General features: G+C 62.6%; 12 protein-coding genes and 1 pseudogene. All 13 read right to left on the reverse strand.

Features of this window, described 5'->3' with window-relative positions; translation table 11 throughout:
• Positions 1-15: 15 nt before the first annotated feature.
• The gene (locus FW796_RS13015) at positions 16-2,148 is read right to left on the reverse strand and encodes a hypothetical protein (RefSeq protein ID WP_446439437.1); all 2,133 of its coding nucleotides are present in this window, start codon (positions 2,146-2,148) and stop codon (positions 16-18) included.
• On the reverse strand, positions 2,135-3,337 hold the full coding sequence (locus FW796_RS13020) for a DUF3142 domain-containing protein (protein WP_346634719.1): 1,203 nt from the start codon (positions 3,335-3,337) through the stop codon (positions 2,135-2,137). Before FW796_RS13020 ends, FW796_RS13015 begins: the two co-directional genes overlap by 14 nt.
• 156 nt (positions 3,338-3,493) lie before the next feature.
• A pseudogene (locus FW796_RS13025) lies at positions 3,494-4,369 on the reverse strand (FAD-binding oxidoreductase); the annotation flags it as partial.
• A gap of 25 nt (positions 4,370-4,394) precedes the next feature.
• Entirely contained in the window at positions 4,395-5,024 is a 630-nt protein-coding gene (locus FW796_RS13030; protein ID WP_404937961.1) for a glutathione S-transferase family protein, read from the reverse strand.
• Between the two features lie 126 nt (positions 5,025-5,150).
• Positions 5,151-6,053: a LysR family transcriptional regulator gene (locus tag FW796_RS13035; protein ID WP_446439438.1), complete on the reverse strand. Its 903-nt coding sequence runs from the start codon at positions 6,051-6,053 to the stop codon at positions 5,151-5,153.
• A gap of 70 nt (positions 6,054-6,123) precedes the next feature.
• Entirely contained in the window at positions 6,124-6,444 is a 321-nt protein-coding gene (locus FW796_RS13040; protein WP_346634717.1) for a hypothetical protein, read from the reverse strand.
• Positions 6,445-6,543: 99 nt separating this feature from the next.
• Positions 6,544-8,376, reverse strand: a complete 1,833-nt coding sequence (glmS, locus tag FW796_RS13045) for a glutamine--fructose-6-phosphate transaminase (isomerizing) (RefSeq protein ID WP_102862409.1) — start codon at positions 8,374-8,376, stop codon at positions 6,544-6,546.
• 10 nt (positions 8,377-8,386) lie between these two features.
• Complete coding sequence (locus FW796_RS13050; RefSeq protein ID WP_102862410.1) at positions 8,387-9,154, reverse strand: DeoR/GlpR family DNA-binding transcription regulator; 768 nt, start codon at positions 9,152-9,154, stop codon at positions 8,387-8,389.
• A 163-nt stretch (positions 9,155-9,317) separates the two neighbouring features.
• Positions 9,318-10,685, reverse strand: a complete 1,368-nt coding sequence (glmU, locus tag FW796_RS13055; protein ID WP_346634716.1) for a bifunctional UDP-N-acetylglucosamine diphosphorylase/glucosamine-1-phosphate N-acetyltransferase GlmU — start codon at positions 10,683-10,685, stop codon at positions 9,318-9,320.
• A 115-nt stretch (positions 10,686-10,800) separates the two neighbouring features.
• Positions 10,801-11,226 (reverse strand): F0F1 ATP synthase subunit epsilon, encoded by a 426-nt coding sequence (locus FW796_RS13060; protein ID WP_011064380.1) that lies wholly within the window; start codon positions 11,224-11,226, stop codon positions 10,801-10,803.
• A 45-nt stretch (positions 11,227-11,271) separates the two neighbouring features.
• Positions 11,272-12,648 (reverse strand): F0F1 ATP synthase subunit beta, encoded by a 1,377-nt coding sequence (atpD, locus tag FW796_RS13065; protein ID WP_011064381.1) that lies wholly within the window; start codon positions 12,646-12,648, stop codon positions 11,272-11,274.
• A gap of 27 nt (positions 12,649-12,675) precedes the next feature.
• Positions 12,676-13,536: a F0F1 ATP synthase subunit gamma gene (gene atpG / locus FW796_RS13070; protein WP_011064382.1), complete on the reverse strand. Its 861-nt coding sequence runs from the start codon at positions 13,534-13,536 to the stop codon at positions 12,676-12,678.
• 50 nt (positions 13,537-13,586) lie between these two features.
• A complete protein-coding gene (gene atpA / locus FW796_RS13075) occupies positions 13,587-15,131 on the reverse strand; it encodes a F0F1 ATP synthase subunit alpha (protein WP_102862412.1) in 1,545 nt (514 codons plus the stop codon).
• Positions 15,132-15,141: the final 10 nt, after the last annotated feature.

Genomic DNA, 15,141 nt, shown 5'->3' on the forward strand with positions numbered 1-15,141 from the left:
GCCCCCGAGGCACCATCAGGCCGTTCGGCGTCGGCGCCACAGCAGGTAGGCGCCAGCCAGCAGGACGCCAGCGCCACCGGCCGCTGCCAGCTTGTGCTGCACCAGGGCCGAACGGGATGCGTCCAGCCACTGGGTCAGGTAGCGCTTGTTGGCGCTGGCGAAGTCCGGCTCCTGGCAATTCATACCAAAGTTGCCGGCCCATTCCACAAAGGGACCGTTTTTCACGTAGCGCTGGTAGTAGGCGATCTCGGCATCGCTGCCACGGGTCCAGCGCGCCGCCTTGCACAGCACCGCGGCATAGGCCTGGCTGGTGTGAGGCAGGAAGTCCGCAGCCTGGTTGCCCAGTTCTCCGGCCAGGTAGCGGTAGTGGTAACGCACGTCGGGCTCGGCGCTGGTGGCTTGCTGACGCTGCACTTCGTCGGCACTGATAAAGGGCCCGACCTGCACCGGTGGGACCTCCAGGCTGTAAGCGCCCCAGAGGCTGTGGTAGTCCGGGCCCATTTCGTAACCCAGGATCTCCATCCCCGAGGCACGGGCCAGCTTGCCGGCCTGGTAATAGGCCTCCGCCCGGCGTGTGGGCAGCCAGGCCGACTCGGCACTGCGCCGGTATTCGCCGTAAGCCTTGGCGATGGCCTTGCGCTCCGGGCTGTCGAAGTAGCCCCAACCCTCTTCGTAGCGGCCTTCGCGCAGCAGGCGGCGACCCAGCACTTCACGCAGCTGGGCGGCGAGCGGCAGGCTCTCGTAGTAGGAGTATTCCGGCTTGGGCGTCGGCGGCGGCGCCGGTACCTGGGTATCGATGAATTGCTTGAGTTCATCCAGGGTCAGCACCCGCTCCGCCACCGTGGCCGCGTCGTGCCAGTAGATCTCGCCACTGCGGTAGAGCAGCTCGAACGCCTGCACATAGTCGCCCCGATCCAGGGCCAGCAGGGCGCTTTCGCCTTCTACCCGGCAACCGGGCTTGAGGTCTTCATAGTTACCGTCATAGTCGCCGCGAAAGCCCCAGCTCTCGTCTCGGGGAAAGGCGCCGGCAGCCTTGGCATAAGCCGCGGCGGCGGCGACCTTGTCGCCATCACGCAGGGCCATCTTGGCCCGCAGCCACCAGGCCAGGCCGCCATCGTCGGCATGCTCGAGCAGCTGCTTGGCGGTGGTGAAATCGCCATTCTGGTAATTCAGTGCCGCCAGCCGGTCGGCGTTGTCGAAGCTGCCCGCAGTGCCCTGGCTCAGCAGCTTGATCAGTTTCACCTCGGACTCGGGCCGCTCGCCAAAGGACCAGGCCTGGTGCGAGATCAACGAGGCGGTGAGCAAGCGGGCTACGGAAGGATGCTTGAGCTGCTCCAGCAATTGCGCGGCTGGCAGGCCACTCAGTTCGCCCACCACCTGCTTCAGTGAGCTGTAGCCGACGTCCGAACCCAGCTGGTTCTGGATGGCATACAGATCGATGGCCTGGCTCCAGTCGTTCTGATCCTTGAGGATGCGGGCCTCCTCTCCCAGGCTGGCGACGCCCAGGCTCAGGGGGTCGCTGAAGGCGTCGATGCTCAGCTGACGGGTCTGGGCGAATGCCTGGCGCGCCGCCTGTCGCATGTCGCTCCGCCCCTGGTCGTCCAGCTCGTTGGCTTGCTCGCTGATAAAGGACAGAGCCCGCCCCAGGGAATAGGCAGCCCAGGTGCTGCGCAAGGCGCGCTGCTCGGCAGGCAGCGCCAGCACCTTGCGGAAATACTCCGCCGCCAGCTCATGATCCCCGGCGCTGAAAGCCACGGCGCCCGCGGTGTAGAGGTTGATTTCCAGCGGCAGGCTGGCCCCTTGTTGCTCCGCCACGCGTGCGTCGTTGAGCTTGCGCAACTGGCCGACCAGGGTTTGCTGAGCCTGATCCAGCCCTTGCTGTTCGGCCCAGTTACGCTCTTGCACCGAGTAGCTGTCAGGCAGGCTGTAATCGACACTGAAGCCGTTGTCGGCGACCGGCATGAGCCCGGCGATGGGCTGACCCAGGCGGCTGATTTCGAACTGGAAACTGCCTTCGGGCAACTGCGCAAGAGTCTGTGGACGGTCGTTCAGCAGGCGCATGGGGAAAGACGGTCCGCAGGCCAGGGCCGGAGCCAGGGGCAGGCACAGGCTCAGGCACAGCAGGTGACGGGATCTAGGGACGAACATGCGCAGCTCCTTGGTCAATTTTTGTACAGCGGGCCCAGCCCACGGCACGGCTGGCGCCTGCGGCCAGGCGGCCGGTCTGTTGGCGGGTCAACAGCAGTTGGCCGTCGCGCAGCTGTGCAGAATAACCGCCCAGCCCGTCGAATCCGTCGCATTGGGCAACGGCCAGGGTCAGTTGTTCAGGCAGGGGCCGATCGAGGTTGCCCGCGTTGCTCAAGCGGATATCCACGAGGCCGTCCTGCTCCTCCAGGCGGATGTCCAGCCGGCCGGCCAGGACGTCTCCCCGGGCCACCGCCCGCAGGGTGTCCAGGCTCCAGGCCCGCAGATCGCCCTTGAGAGGCAGGCGAAACCAGATCAGGCCGGCCAGATGCGGCGGCGGGTCGTTGCGCAAGGTCCTGGCCAACTGGCTCAGTTGCTCGGGGTCGGCCATCAGCTCCTGGCGCTGACCGCTCCGTCGCAGCGGCGCCTCGCTTTCCACCAGGGGCGCGCCTTCGGTACCGGGGAGCAAGGCGACGCCGTAGGCGGGCAAGGCCAGATAGAAGGGTTTGTCGCTGACGCGCGCCCAACGCCTGGCCCATTGCTCGGCTTGTTGCGGATCGAACAGGCCGTGCCGAGGATCACTCACGGCGTGCACCTGCAGCACGCTGCTATCGACCTTGGCCAGCAGGCCCGGCAACTCGCGACTGTCGAGCCAGGCCGGCAAGGCGGTGATGCTCAGGGCCAGTTGGCTCGGCAGCACAGCCCGCAAGCGCTCAAGCAGCGTGGCGTAGGCGGGCAATCGCGCGGTGCCGGCATCGTGGTCGATCTCGATCCCGGCCAGGGTCAGGCCCTGCTCCTGCCAGTGCGCCAGCAGTTGCTGGACCTGACGGATGATCTCGTCCTGATCCAGGGACGGCAGTTGCCCATCGAGGCGGATCACCGCAATCAGCGGACGAGCATCCTGCTTGAGCAAGGCGGCGTCGATCCGCGCGCGGCTCCAGCCGGCCTGTGGAAAAGCCTGCAGGGCCAGGACCCGGACGGTGGAAAAGTCGGCCCGCGAGCCTGCCAGGGCGTCGGCGTGGGCCGGAGTCCACTGGCGTTGCCAGATGTAGAGTTGTTGATCCAGGGGGGGAGCGTCTTGGTTGCGGCAGGCGCTGAGCAGCACCGGGCAGAGCAATAACGCGAAGAGGCGGAGCAAGACCCGGGGCAGCATGAATCGTTGATTCCCTTTAACGCAACACAGCCCTGGCATGCCGGGCGCTCTGCAGATGATCAGCCTTGAGATCGCGCCAGCCTACGCAGGGCCGAGGCTGGCGGCAATCGCTGGCGAGCGATTTTTTCTGCAGGCGCCCAGGGCCCGTTACAAGCCCCGCAGGGACAGGGCAGCCGGCCGCCGCACCAGCTGCTCCACGGTAAAGCGCCATACGCGCTCGGCCCCCTGGAAGGTGTGGACCAGCGGGCCGTCGAAGATGATCTCGGTGCGCCCACTGAGTTGCAGCAACTCGCCACTGTGAAAGTCGATGAACAGCAAACCCGCCCGGGGATTGAGCAGCAGGTTGCCCAGGGTATTGAAGTGCAGGTTGCCGGCGAAATCCGGGATGATCAGGCAGTTGCCTTCGACCCGAACGAACCCGGCCGGGCCGCCACGATGGGAGACATCCACCGCACGCTGGCCTTGCACATCGACATAGCTGGCGACGAAGAAGGTATCGACGGCGCCGATCAGGGCCCGGGCCGCCGGGTCCAGGTCCTGCCGGTGCTGAGCCGGGCGGCTGGCCGGATCGCTCAAGGGCACCCGCTGCAGATCGCGCAACTGGATGTAACGCGGGCAGTTGCCGAACGACTGCTGCACCCTGACGCCAAAGCCCCGGCTATCGAGCCCGCCGATGCGGCCGTTGAGACGATTGCGTCGCCGGGTATGCAGCTCGATCCCCAACAGGCCCACAGCCGCGCCTTCCTGCAACTGCAGCGGATCATCGGCGGCCGGCAGGCTGTCGAGGCGCAACAGGGTGGCTTGCGGGGCCCAGGCAAAACCGGGCGGACCTTCAAGCAGGCTCGCCCAGGGATCGCCCTGGGCATCCACCGCGCCCACCAGGATGAACGGCAGTTGCCCGTAGAACTGCTGGTGCTGCTCGGGCATGGCCGGGCGAATGACTTTGGCGCCGAAGGCCTCCATGCGCTCGGCCACCCCTGCCTGGATCTGCAGTTGCCGTTCCCCGGCATGCCAAGGTGAATGGGTGCTCATGTGGCGGCCTCCGCTGAGTGGTTCTTCAGGCGCTTTTCAAACCCGCCGCCGTGGATGGCATGGGGACAAAGCCGGGCAAGGCTTCGATACGCTCCAGCCAGGCCCGTACATGGGGGTAATCGGCCAGGGACACATTGCCCTCCGGAGCGTGGGCGATGTAGCTGTAGCCCGCGACATCGGCGATGGTCGCCTGCTGCCCCACCAGGAAGGGCCGGCTGGCCAGCTCCTGGTCCATGACTTTGAGCAGCACATGGGAACGGGCGATGACTTCCTCGGCATTAAAGGAGGCACCAAACACCGTGATCAGCCGCGCAGCTGCCGGCCCGAAGGCAATCGGCCCCGCCGCCACCGACAGCCAGCGCTGTACCTGGGCTGCCCCCTCCGGGTCGGTGGGCAACCAGCGGCCACGACCGTAGCGTTGCGCCAGATACACCAGGATCGCATTGGAGTCCGCCACCACCACGCCCTGGTCATCGATCACCGGCACCTGGCCAAAGGGGTTGAGGGCCAGGAAATCCGCCTGCTTGTGAGCGCCCTTGGCCAGGTCGACAAAGATGGTTTCGCTGGGCAGGTCCAGCAGGGACAGCATCAGCTCGACCCGATGGGCATGCCCGGAACGGGGAAAGTTGTAGAACTTGATGGGCAGCAGGGACATGGTGGACTCCGCGAGCAGGAGCGCGGTCGAAGTGCCGCGCTGGGAGCCCCATCTTGATCCCTGGGGAAAAACAACAGAATCACCAGAAATCGCAATCCATCATTTCATCCTGCGCAATAACGCTGATCAAGGATTGAGCGATGGATGCTCTCGCAGGGCCTGCACCGCGAAGTCGACGAAGCTACGCACCCGCGCCGGTGCCTTGCGCCCGCCCTGGTACACCACATGGATCGGCAAGGGCGCCAGCTCGAAGGCCTGGAGGACAATTTCCAACTGCCCGGCCGCGACCTGGTCGGCGACCTGATAGGACAGCACCCGGGTCAGGCCCAACCCCAGACAGGCAGCGCTGATGGCCGCCTGGTTGGCGCTCACCAGCAACCGCGGCTCGGGACGAATGCTCAAGGGCCGACCGGCATCGTTGAACTGCCAGTTACGCGCCTGGCCAACGGACGACGGTGCGATCACTGGCGCCTGGCGCAGGCCATCGGGATGCTGGGGACGTCCATGGACGGCAAGAAACTCCGGCGCGGCGCAGACCACGCGGCGCACCTCGCCGACTCGGACGCTGTGCTGGCCGCTGTCGGGCAACTCGCCAATGCGTATCGCCACGTCGATCCCCTCCTCCACCATGCTCGCCACCCGGTCCAGCAGCAGCGCGTTGACGCTGACCTGTGGATAACGTTGCAGGTAGCGCACCAGCAGCGGGGTGACGAAAAGGTCACCGAACAACAGCGGCGCGGTCAGGGTCAGTTGGCCCCGGGGCTGGGCATGGATGCCGGCGGCCGAAGCCTCGGCGTCCTGGACCTCGGCCAGAATGCGCCGGCAATCCTCCAGGTAGCCTTGCCCGGCTTCACTCAAGTGCACGCTGCGGGTGGTACGGATCAACAACTGAGTGCCGATGCGCTGCTCCAGCGCGGCGACGGCTCGGGTCACGCTGGCGGCCGACAGGCTCAGGCGCCGGGCGGCAGCAGCGAAGCCCTGCTCCTGAGCGACGCAAACGAACACCTGCATTTCCTGGAACCTGTCCATGCCCTACCTCAGCTGCCGGCGCCTGCCCGGTGAGCGCCGCGAGCCAGCAGCATAATCCAGGGGCCTGGCTTCAGGGGATACACCAGGTGCCGACGTCATGCCGATCGAATCCCGGGCACGGGTTGTTCTTGGCAATCAGCCGGTAGGGCTGATCTTCGGCGTAGGAAAAATAGAAGTAGTAATGCCGATCTTCCCCGTACAACCAATAGGAAGAAGAACCCTGATTAATCAGGGTCGGTTCAAAGGTCCAGATGGAGGATTCGGCGGGAATGAAGTTGGCCCGGTCCTTCAGCAGCAACAGGCTATTGGACAGCACCGGGGTCAGCCCGCCCAGCAGCAGGACAAGCAGCATCAGGACAATCGTCCATCCATGAATCAAGCGCAGCTTCATAGGTTTTCCACAGCTCAATAAAAAAGCCCCGGCCTGTGCACAAGCCGGGACTTTCTGGGGGATGGGTTCACAGCCGCCCGGCGGACCGCTGTGGATAACTCACTCCACCGTCACCGACTTGGCCAGGTTGCGCGGCTGGTCGACGTCGGTGCCCTTGAGCACGGCGACGTAGTAGGACAGCAACTGCAGCGGGATGGTGTAGAGGATCGGCGAGAGGATGTCGTGGATGTGCGGCATCTGGATCACGTGGGTGCCTTCGCCATTGGTCATGCCGGCTTGTTCGTCGGCAAACACGATCAGCTCGCCGCCACGGGCACGCACTTCCTGAAGGTTGGATTTGAGTTTTTCCAACAGCTCGTTGTTCGGCGCCACGGTGACCACCGGCATGTCGTTATCCACAAGCGCCAGCGGACCGTGCTTGAGCTCACCAGCCGGGTAGGCTTCGGCGTGGATGTAGGAGATCTCCTTGAGCTTGAGGGAGCCTTCCATTGCCACCGGGTACTGGGCGCCACGGCCGAGGAACAGGGTGTGGTGCTTGTCGGCAAACAGCTCGGCGGTCTTCTCCACCACACCGTCCATGGCCAGGGCTTCGCCCAGGCGGATCGGCAGGCGGCGCAGTTCTTCCACCAGCTCGGCTTCGACGCCGGCGGCCAGGGTGCCACGTACCTGACCCAGGGACAGGGTCAGCAACAGCAGGCCCACCAGTTGGGTGGTGAAGGCCTTGGTGGAGGCCACGCCGATTTCGCGACCGGCCTGGGTCAGCAGGGTCAGGTCGGACTCACGCACCAGGGAGCTGATGCCGACGTTGCAGATGGCCAGGCTGGCGAGGAAGCCCAATTCCTTGGCATTGCGCAGGGCGGCCAGGGTGTCGGCGGTTTCGCCGGACTGGGAGATGGTCACGAACAGGGTGTCGGGCTGCACCACCACCTTGCGGTAGCGGAACTCACTGGCCACTTCCACCTGGCACGGAATACCGGCCAGTTCTTCCAGCCAGTAACGGGCGACCATGCCGGCGTGATAGCTGGTGCCACAGGCGACGATCTGTACATTGCGCACCTTGGCGAACAGCTCGGCGGCTTGTGGACCGAAGGCCTGGACCAACACCTGATTGGCGCTCAGGCGACCTTCCAGGGTGCGCTGTACCACGGAAGGTTGTTCGTGGATTTCCTTGAGCATGAAGTGACGGAACTCGCCCTTCTCCGCTGCTTCGGCGCCGTCGCGGTACTGCACCGCTTCACGCTCGACGGCCTGGCCGTCGATGTCCCAGATCTGCACGCTGTCGCGGCGGATCTCGGCGATGTCGCCCTCTTCCAGGTACATGAAGCGGTCGGTGACCTGGCGCAGGGCCAGTTGGTCGGAGGCGAGGAAGTTTTCCCCCAGGCCCAGACCGATCACCAGCGGGCTGCCGCTGCGGGCTGCCACCAGGCGATCCGGCTGGCTGGCGCTGATCACGGCCAGGCCATAGGCGCCGTGCAGTTCCTTGACCGTGGCCTTGAGAGCCACTGTGAGGTCGCCCAGGTCCTTGAGTTTGTGGTTCAGCAGGTGGGCGATGACTTCGGTGTCGGTGTCCGAGGTGAACGCGTAGCCCAGGGCGCTGAGCTGCGCGCGCAGTGCTTCGTGGTTCTCGATGATGCCGTTGTGCACAATCGCCAGGTCGCCGGAGAAATGCGGGTGGGCGTTACGCTCGCACGGGGCGCCGTGGGTGGCCCAGCGGGTGTGGGCGATGCCCAGACGGCCGACCAGCGGCTCGCTGGCCAGGGCCTGTTCCAGTTCGCTGACCTTGCCCGGGCGCCGCATGCGCTCAAGCTTGCCGGCGTTGGTGTAGACCGCTACACCGGCGCTGTCGTAGCCGCGGTATTCGAGGCGCTTGAGGCCTTCCAGCAAAATGGCGGTGATATTGCGTTCAGCAACGGCGCCAACAATTCCACACATGGTTTCTCTCCTAGCTGACAGCCGCGCAAATCAGAGTTATGCCGCGGGCCTGGATTTGGTCGCGGACCTCAAAGGGCAGGCGATCATCGGTAATAAGGGTATGGACGCTGCTCCATGGCAGCTCCAGGTTGGGAATCTTGCGGCCAATCTTGTCGGATTCGACCATCACCACCACTTCACGAGCCACTTCGGCCATGACCCGGCTCAACCCTAGCAATTCGTTGAAGGTGGTGGTGCCGCGGGCCAGATCGATACCGTCGGCACCGATAAACAGCTGGTCGAAGTCGTATGAGCGTAGAACCTGTTCAGCCACCTGGCCCTGGAAGGACTCGGAATGGGGGTCCCAGGTGCCGCCGGTCATCAACAGCACCGGCTCATGCTCCAGCTCGCTCAGGGCGTTGGCCACATTCAGGGAGTTGGTCATGACCACCAGGCCCGGTTGCTGGCCCAGTTCGGGAATCATGGCGGCGGTGGTGCTGCCACTGTCGATGATGATCCGTGCGTGTTCACGGATGCGCTGTACTGCGGCCCGGGCAATCGCCTGCTTGTAGAGGGACACAGGCTGGCCAAGATCGCTCACCAGTTCCTGGGGCATGGTGATGGCGCCGCCGTAACGCCGCAGCAGCAGGCCATTGCTCTCCAGTGCGGCCAAGTCCTTTCGAATCGTAACTTCAGAGGTTTCGAAACGCTTGGCCAAGGCATCAACGCTCACTTCGCCCTGTTCATTGAGCAAGGCAAGGATGTTGTGGCGACGTTGGGGAGTGTTGCGCTTCGACATGGCGGCTTAAGTTTCGATTCGAAAGATAACAGGCGCAATAAAAACCTATGATCGAAACTTCGTCAAGCGGGGGAAGTGAAAAAAATCGCCGGCAAGCCGGCTCCTACCGATGGGTGTAGGAGCCGGCTTGCCGACGAACAGGGTTCCACGGTTGTGGATAACCTCAGTCCTTCTTGATCTTCTCCGGCCGCTTCCAGCCGTCGATGTTCTTCTGCCGGGCCCGACCTACCGCCAGTTGGGCGGGCGCCACGTTCTGGGTGATGGTGGAACCGGCGGCCGTGGTGGCACCGGACAAGATATCCACAGGGGCCACCAGGGAGTTGTTGGAACCAATGAACACGTCTTCACCCATGACCGTCTTGTGCTTGTTCACCCCGTCGTAATTGCAGGTGATGGTCCCGGCGCCGATGTTGGTGCGGGCGCCGATCACAGCGTCGCCCAGGTAAGTCAGGTGACCGGCCTTGGCGCCCTGCCCCAGGTGGGCATTCTTCAGTTCGACAAAGTTACCCACATGGGCCTTGGCTTCCAGCACCGTGCCGGGACGCAGGCGGGCGAACGGGCCGGCATCGCTGCCCTCACCCATTACCGCGCCGTCGAGGTGACTGTTGGCCTTGATCACCACACCCTTGCGCAGGGTGCTGTCCTTGATCACGCAGTTGGGGCCGATGATCACGTCGTCCTCGATCACCACTCGGCCTTCGAGAATCACATTGATGTCGATCAGCACGTCGCGGCCGGCGGTGACCTCACCGCGCACGTCGAAGCGTGCCGGGTCGCGCAGAGTCACGCCCTGGGCCATCAGCCGGCGCGCCGCGCGCAGCTGGTAGTGACGCTCCAGTTCCGCCAACTGCTTGCGGTCGTTGGCGCCCTGCACTTCCATGGCGTCATGGGGCTGCTCGGTGGCGACGATCAGGCCGTCGCTGACCGCCATGGCGATCACGTCGGTCAGGTAATACTCGCCCTGGGCGTTGTTGTTGGACAGACGGCCGGTCCAGTCGCCCAGGCGCTTGCCGGGCACCGCGAGGATTCCGGTGTTGCCTTCGGTAATGGCGCGCTGGGCTTCATTGGCATCTTTCTGCTCGACGATAGCGCTCACCTTGCCGGCTGCGTCGCGGACGATGCGACCGTAACCGGTGGGGTCGTCCAGCTCGACGGTCAACAGACCCAGTTGTTCCGGTCCCACCTGCTTGAGCAGGCGCTGCAGGGTCTCGACTTCGATCAGTGGTACATCGCCGTAGAGGATCAGCACTGTGTCAGCCGTGATAAAAGGTACGGCCTGGGCTACCGCGTGGCCGGTGCCCAGTTGCTTGTCCTGCAACACGAAATTCAGGTCATCGGCCGCTAAACGCTCACGCACCGCATCCGCACCGTGGCCGATCACCACGTGGATGCGCTGTGGATCAAGTTGCCGGGCGCTGTGGATAACATGCCCGAGCATGGAATTGCCGGCGACCGGATGAAGCACCTTCGGCAGCGCCGAGCGCATGCGAGTCCCTTGACCCGCGGCGAGGATAACGATTTCGAGAGACATGACTGGCTACCAATCCTGGGTGGTCGGCGACTGCGACCAGAGGGGGTGAATGGCGGAAAATAAAAAGGGTAGCCGAGGCTACCCTTTTTAATCAATCACACAGAAAGCCTGCGGCTTAGCCGCCGAACTTCTTGCGGATCTGCTGGACGGTACGCAGCTGAGCTGCGGCCTCGGCCAGACGTGCAGCAGCAGAACCGTAGTCGAAATCTGCGCCTTTTTCATTCAGGGCCTTCTCAGCAGCCTTGACGGCTTCCTGAGCGGAGGCTTCGTCCAGGTCGGCAGCACGTTGCACGGTGTCGGCAAGAACCTTGACCATGTTCGGCTGAACCTCGAGGAAACCACCGGAGATGTAGAACACCTCGGCTTCCCCGCCCTGCTTGATCAAGCGGATCGGACCTGGCTTCAGGTTGGTGATCAGCGGTGCGTGACCCAGAGCGATACCAAGATCACCCAGTTCACCGTGCGCAACCACCATCTCCACCAGACCGGAGAAGATTTCCCCTTCCGCGCTGACGATATCGCAATGGACTGTCATAGCCATCTGCTTGCCTCAACCTAAATTAGCGCCCGTTGCCGGGCGCCGGGATTACAGTTTCTTGGCTTTCTCGATCGCTTCGTCGATGCCGCCGACCATGTAGAACGCTTGTTCTGGCAGGTGGTCGTAGTCACCGTTGAGGATGCCTTTGAAGCCAGCGATGGTGTCTTTCAGGGAAACGTATTTGCCTGGAGAACCAGTGAAGACTTCAGCCACGAAGAACGGCTGCGACAAGAAGCGCTGGATCTTACGAGCGCGGGATACCAACTGCTTGTCGGTTTCCGACAGCTCGTCCATACCCAGGATCGCGATGATGTCCTTCAGCTCTTTGTAACGCTGCAGTACGTACTGAACGCCGCGAGCGGTCTCGTAGTGTTCGTTGCCGATCACGTTCGGGTCCAGCTGGCGGGAAGTCGAGTCCAGTGGGTCTACCGCTGGGTAGATACCCAGGGAAGCGATGTCACGGGACAGAACGACGGTGGCGTCCAAGTGGGCGAAGGTGGTCGCTGGCGACGGGTCGGTCAAGTCGTCCGCAGGTACGTATACCGCTTGGATCGAGGTGATCGAGCCTTGCTTGGTCGAAGTGATACGTTCTTGCAGAACGCCCATCTCTTCAGCCAGGGTCGGCTGGTAGCCTACTGCGGAAGGCATACGGCCCAGCAGTGCGGATACTTCGGTACCGGCCAGGGTGTAACGGTAGATGTTGTCGACGAACAGCAGAACGTCGTTACCTTCGTCACGGAACTTCTCGGCCATGGTCAGGCCGGTCAGGGCTACGCGCAGACGGTTTCCCGGCGGCTCGTTCATCTGGCCGTAGACCAGTGCCACTTTGTCCAGAACGTTGGAATCCTTCATCTCGTGGTAGAAGTCGTTACCCTCACGAGTACGCTCACCCACACCGGCGAACACGGAATAACCGCTGTGCTCGATGGCGATGTTACGGATCAGTTCCATCATGTTTACGGTCTTGCCTACACCGGCACCACCGAACAGACCGACTTTACCGCCCTTGGCGAACGGGCAAACCAGGTCAATTACCTTGATCCCGGTTTCCAGCAGGTCGTTGCCGCCTGCCTGTTCTGCGAAGGAAGGCGCTGGACGGTGAATGCCCCAACGCTCTTCTTCACCGATAGGACCGGCTTCGTCGATTGGGTTGCCCAGTACGTCCATGATCCGGCCCAGGGTCGCTTTACCGACCGGTACGGAGATGGCTGCGCCAGTGTTGTTGACGTCCAGACCGCGCTTCAAGCCTTCGGTGGAGCCCATCGCAATGGTACGCACCACGCCGTCGCCCAGCTGTTGCTGAACTTCCAGAGTGGTTTCGGCGCCTTGAACCTTCAAGGCGTCGTAGATGCTCGGTACGCTGTCGCGTGGAAATTCCACGTCGATAACGGCGCCGATGATTTGAACGATACGTCCGCTACTCATAGCTGGATCCTCTGAATATTTGAACCGTTAAACCGCGGCAGCGCCGCCGACGATTTCCGAGATCTCTTGGGTGATCGCAGCCTGACGCGCCTTGTTGTAGATCAGCTGCAAATCGCTGATCAAATCACCGGCGTTGTCGGTAGCGTTCTTCATTGCGATCATCCGCGCCGCTTGTTCAGCTGCGTTGTTCTCGACCACCGCCTGGTAGACCTGCGACTCCACGTAACGGACCATCAAGCCGTCCAGCAGCTCCTTGGCATCCGGTTCGTAGAGATAGTCCCAGTGGTGCTTGAGTTCTTGATCCGGGGTTGCCTCCAGTGGAATCAACTGCTCCACGGTCGGCTGCTGGGTCATGGTGTTGATGAACTTGTTGGATACCACGGACAGGCGGTCAATCCGGCCTTCCAGGTACGCATCCAGCATCACCTTGACGCTGCCGATCAGATCGTTGATCGACGGCTCTTCACCCAGATGGCTGATAGCTGCAACGACGTTACCGCCGAAGTTGCGGAAGAAGGCCGCACCCTTGCTACCGACCACACACAGATCGATCTCGACGCCTTGTTCGCGGTTTACCGCCATGTCCTTGACCAGGGCCTTGAACAGGTTGGTGTTCAAGCCACCACACAGACCACGGTCACTGCTCACCACAACGTAACCGACGCGCTTGATAGCACGGTCGATCATGAACGGGTGACGATATTCCGGGTTGGCGTTGGCCAGATGACCAATAACCTGGCGGATGCGCTCCGCATAAGGACGGCTAGCAGCCATGCGCATTTGTGCCTTGCGCATTTTGCTGACCGCCACTTTTTCCATGGCGCTGGTAATTTTTTGCGTGCTTTTGATGCTCGCAATCTTACTGCGAATCTCTTTTGCGCCTGCCATGTAACACCTATCAGGTTAGCAAGCGGGAGCCTTGCGGCTCCCGCTGCGGCTTACCAGGTTTGGGTGGCTTTGAACTTCTCGATACCGGCTTTCAGGCCAGCGTCGATTTCGTCATTGAAGTCACCCTTCACGTTGATCTTCGCCATCAGGTCGGCGTGATCGCGGTTGAAGTAAGCAATCATGGCCTGTTCGAAGCTACCAACTTTGGCAATCTCGACGTCCGTCAGGAAGCCACGTTCAGCGGCGTACAGGGACAAGGACATGTCGGCGATGGACATCGGCGCATATTGCTTCTGCTTCATCAGCTCGGTAACGCGCTGACCATGCTCAAGTTGCTTACGGGTCGCTTCGTCCAGGTCAGAAGCGAACTGGGCGAATGCCGCCAGTTCACGGTACTGAGCCAGAGCGGTACGGATACCACCGGACAGCTTCTTGATGATCTTGGTCTGAGCGGCACCACCCACACGGGATACCGAAACACCGGCGTTCACAGCCGGACGGATGCCGGAGTTGAACATGGCCGATTCCAGGAAGATCTGACCGTCGGTGATGGAAATCACGTTGGTCGGAACGAACGCGGAAACGTCGCCAGCCTGGGTTTCGATGATCGGCAGAGCGGTCAGGGAACCGGTCTTGCCAGTCACTGCGCCGTTGGTGAACTTCTCTACGTACTCTTCGGAAACGCGGGAAGCGCGCTCCAGCAGACGGGAGTGGAGATAGAACACGTCACCTGGGTAGGCTTCACGGCCTGGTGGACGGCGCAGCAGCAGGGAAATCTGGCGGTAAGCCACTGCTTGCTTGGACAGATCGTCATAAACGATCAGCGCGTCTTCACCGCGGTCGCGGAAGTATTCGCCCATGGTGCAACCGGAGTACGGAGCCAGGAATTGCAGTGCTGCAGATTCCGAAGCGCTCGCTGCAACGATGATGGTGTTAGCCAGTGCACCGTTTTCTTCCAGCTTGCGAACCACGTTGGCGATGGTCGATTGCTTCTGACCGATCGCTACGTAGACGCAGAAAATGCCGCTGTCTTTCTGGTTGATGATCGCGTCGATCGCCAGAGCGGTCTTACCGATCTGACGGTCACCGATGATCAGCTCACGCTGGCCACGGCCGACTGGGATCATGGCATCGACAGCCTTGTAGCCAGTCTGTACAGGCTGGTCTACCGACTTACGCCAGATCACGCCTGGAGCAACTTTCTCGACCGCGTCGGTCTCGGTGTTGTTCAGCGGACCTTTGCCGTCAACTGGGTTACCCAGTGCGTCGACTACGCGACCCAGCAGTTCCTTACCAACAGGAACTTCGAGGATGCGGCCAGTGCACTTGGCGCTCATGCCTTCAGCCAGACTGGTGTACGCGCCCAATACAACGGCACCTACGGAGTCTTGCTCCAGGTTGAGGGCCATACCGTAGACGCCGCCCGGAAACTCGATCATCTCGCCGTACATGACGTCGGCCAGACCGTGAATCCGCACGATGCCGTCAGATACGCTGACGACAGTGCCTTCGTTACGGGCTTGGGAGGTCACATCGAGCTTGTCGATGCGGCCCTTGATAATTTCACTTATTTCGGAAGGATTGAGTTGCTGCATTGCTCTGCTG

The sequence above is a fragment of the Pseudomonas sp. 910_21 genome, assembly GCF_052850735.1.

What these genes read in the sequence shown, in the direction of transcription:
- glmU (WP_346634716.1), bottom strand. Translation starts at nt 10,685, where the DNA reads ATGTCTCTCGAAATCGTTATCCTCGCCGCGGGTCAAGGGACTCGCATG.
- FW796_RS13050 (WP_102862410.1), bottom strand. Translation starts at nt 9,154, where the DNA reads ATGTCGAAGCGCAACACTCCCCAACGTCGCCACAACATCCTTGCCTTG.
- FW796_RS13020 (WP_346634719.1), bottom strand. Translation starts at nt 3,337, where the DNA reads ATGCTGCCCCGGGTCTTGCTCCGCCTCTTCGCGTTATTGCTCTGCCCG.
- glmS (WP_102862409.1), bottom strand. Translation starts at nt 8,376, where the DNA reads ATGTGTGGAATTGTTGGCGCCGTTGCTGAACGCAATATCACCGCCATT.
- FW796_RS13030 (WP_404937961.1), bottom strand. Translation starts at nt 5,024, where the DNA reads ATGTCCCTGCTGCCCATCAAGTTCTACAACTTTCCCCGTTCCGGGCAT.
- FW796_RS13040 (WP_346634717.1), bottom strand. Translation starts at nt 6,444, where the DNA reads ATGAAGCTGCGCTTGATTCATGGATGGACGATTGTCCTGATGCTGCTT.
- FW796_RS13015 (WP_446439437.1), bottom strand. Translation starts at nt 2,148, where the DNA reads ATGTTCGTCCCTAGATCCCGTCACCTGCTGTGCCTGAGCCTGTGCCTG.
- FW796_RS13035 (WP_446439438.1), bottom strand. Translation starts at nt 6,053, where the DNA reads ATGGACAGGTTCCAGGAAATGCAGGTGTTCGTTTGCGTCGCTCAGGAG.
- atpD (WP_011064381.1), bottom strand. Translation starts at nt 12,648, where the DNA reads ATGAGTAGCGGACGTATCGTTCAAATCATCGGCGCCGTTATCGACGTG.
- FW796_RS13060 (WP_011064380.1), bottom strand. Translation starts at nt 11,226, where the DNA reads ATGGCTATGACAGTCCATTGCGATATCGTCAGCGCGGAAGGGGAAATC.
- atpG (WP_011064382.1), bottom strand. Translation starts at nt 13,536, where the DNA reads ATGGCAGGCGCAAAAGAGATTCGCAGTAAGATTGCGAGCATCAAAAGC.
- atpA (WP_102862412.1), bottom strand. Translation starts at nt 15,131, where the DNA reads ATGCAGCAACTCAATCCTTCCGAAATAAGTGAAATTATCAAGGGCCGC.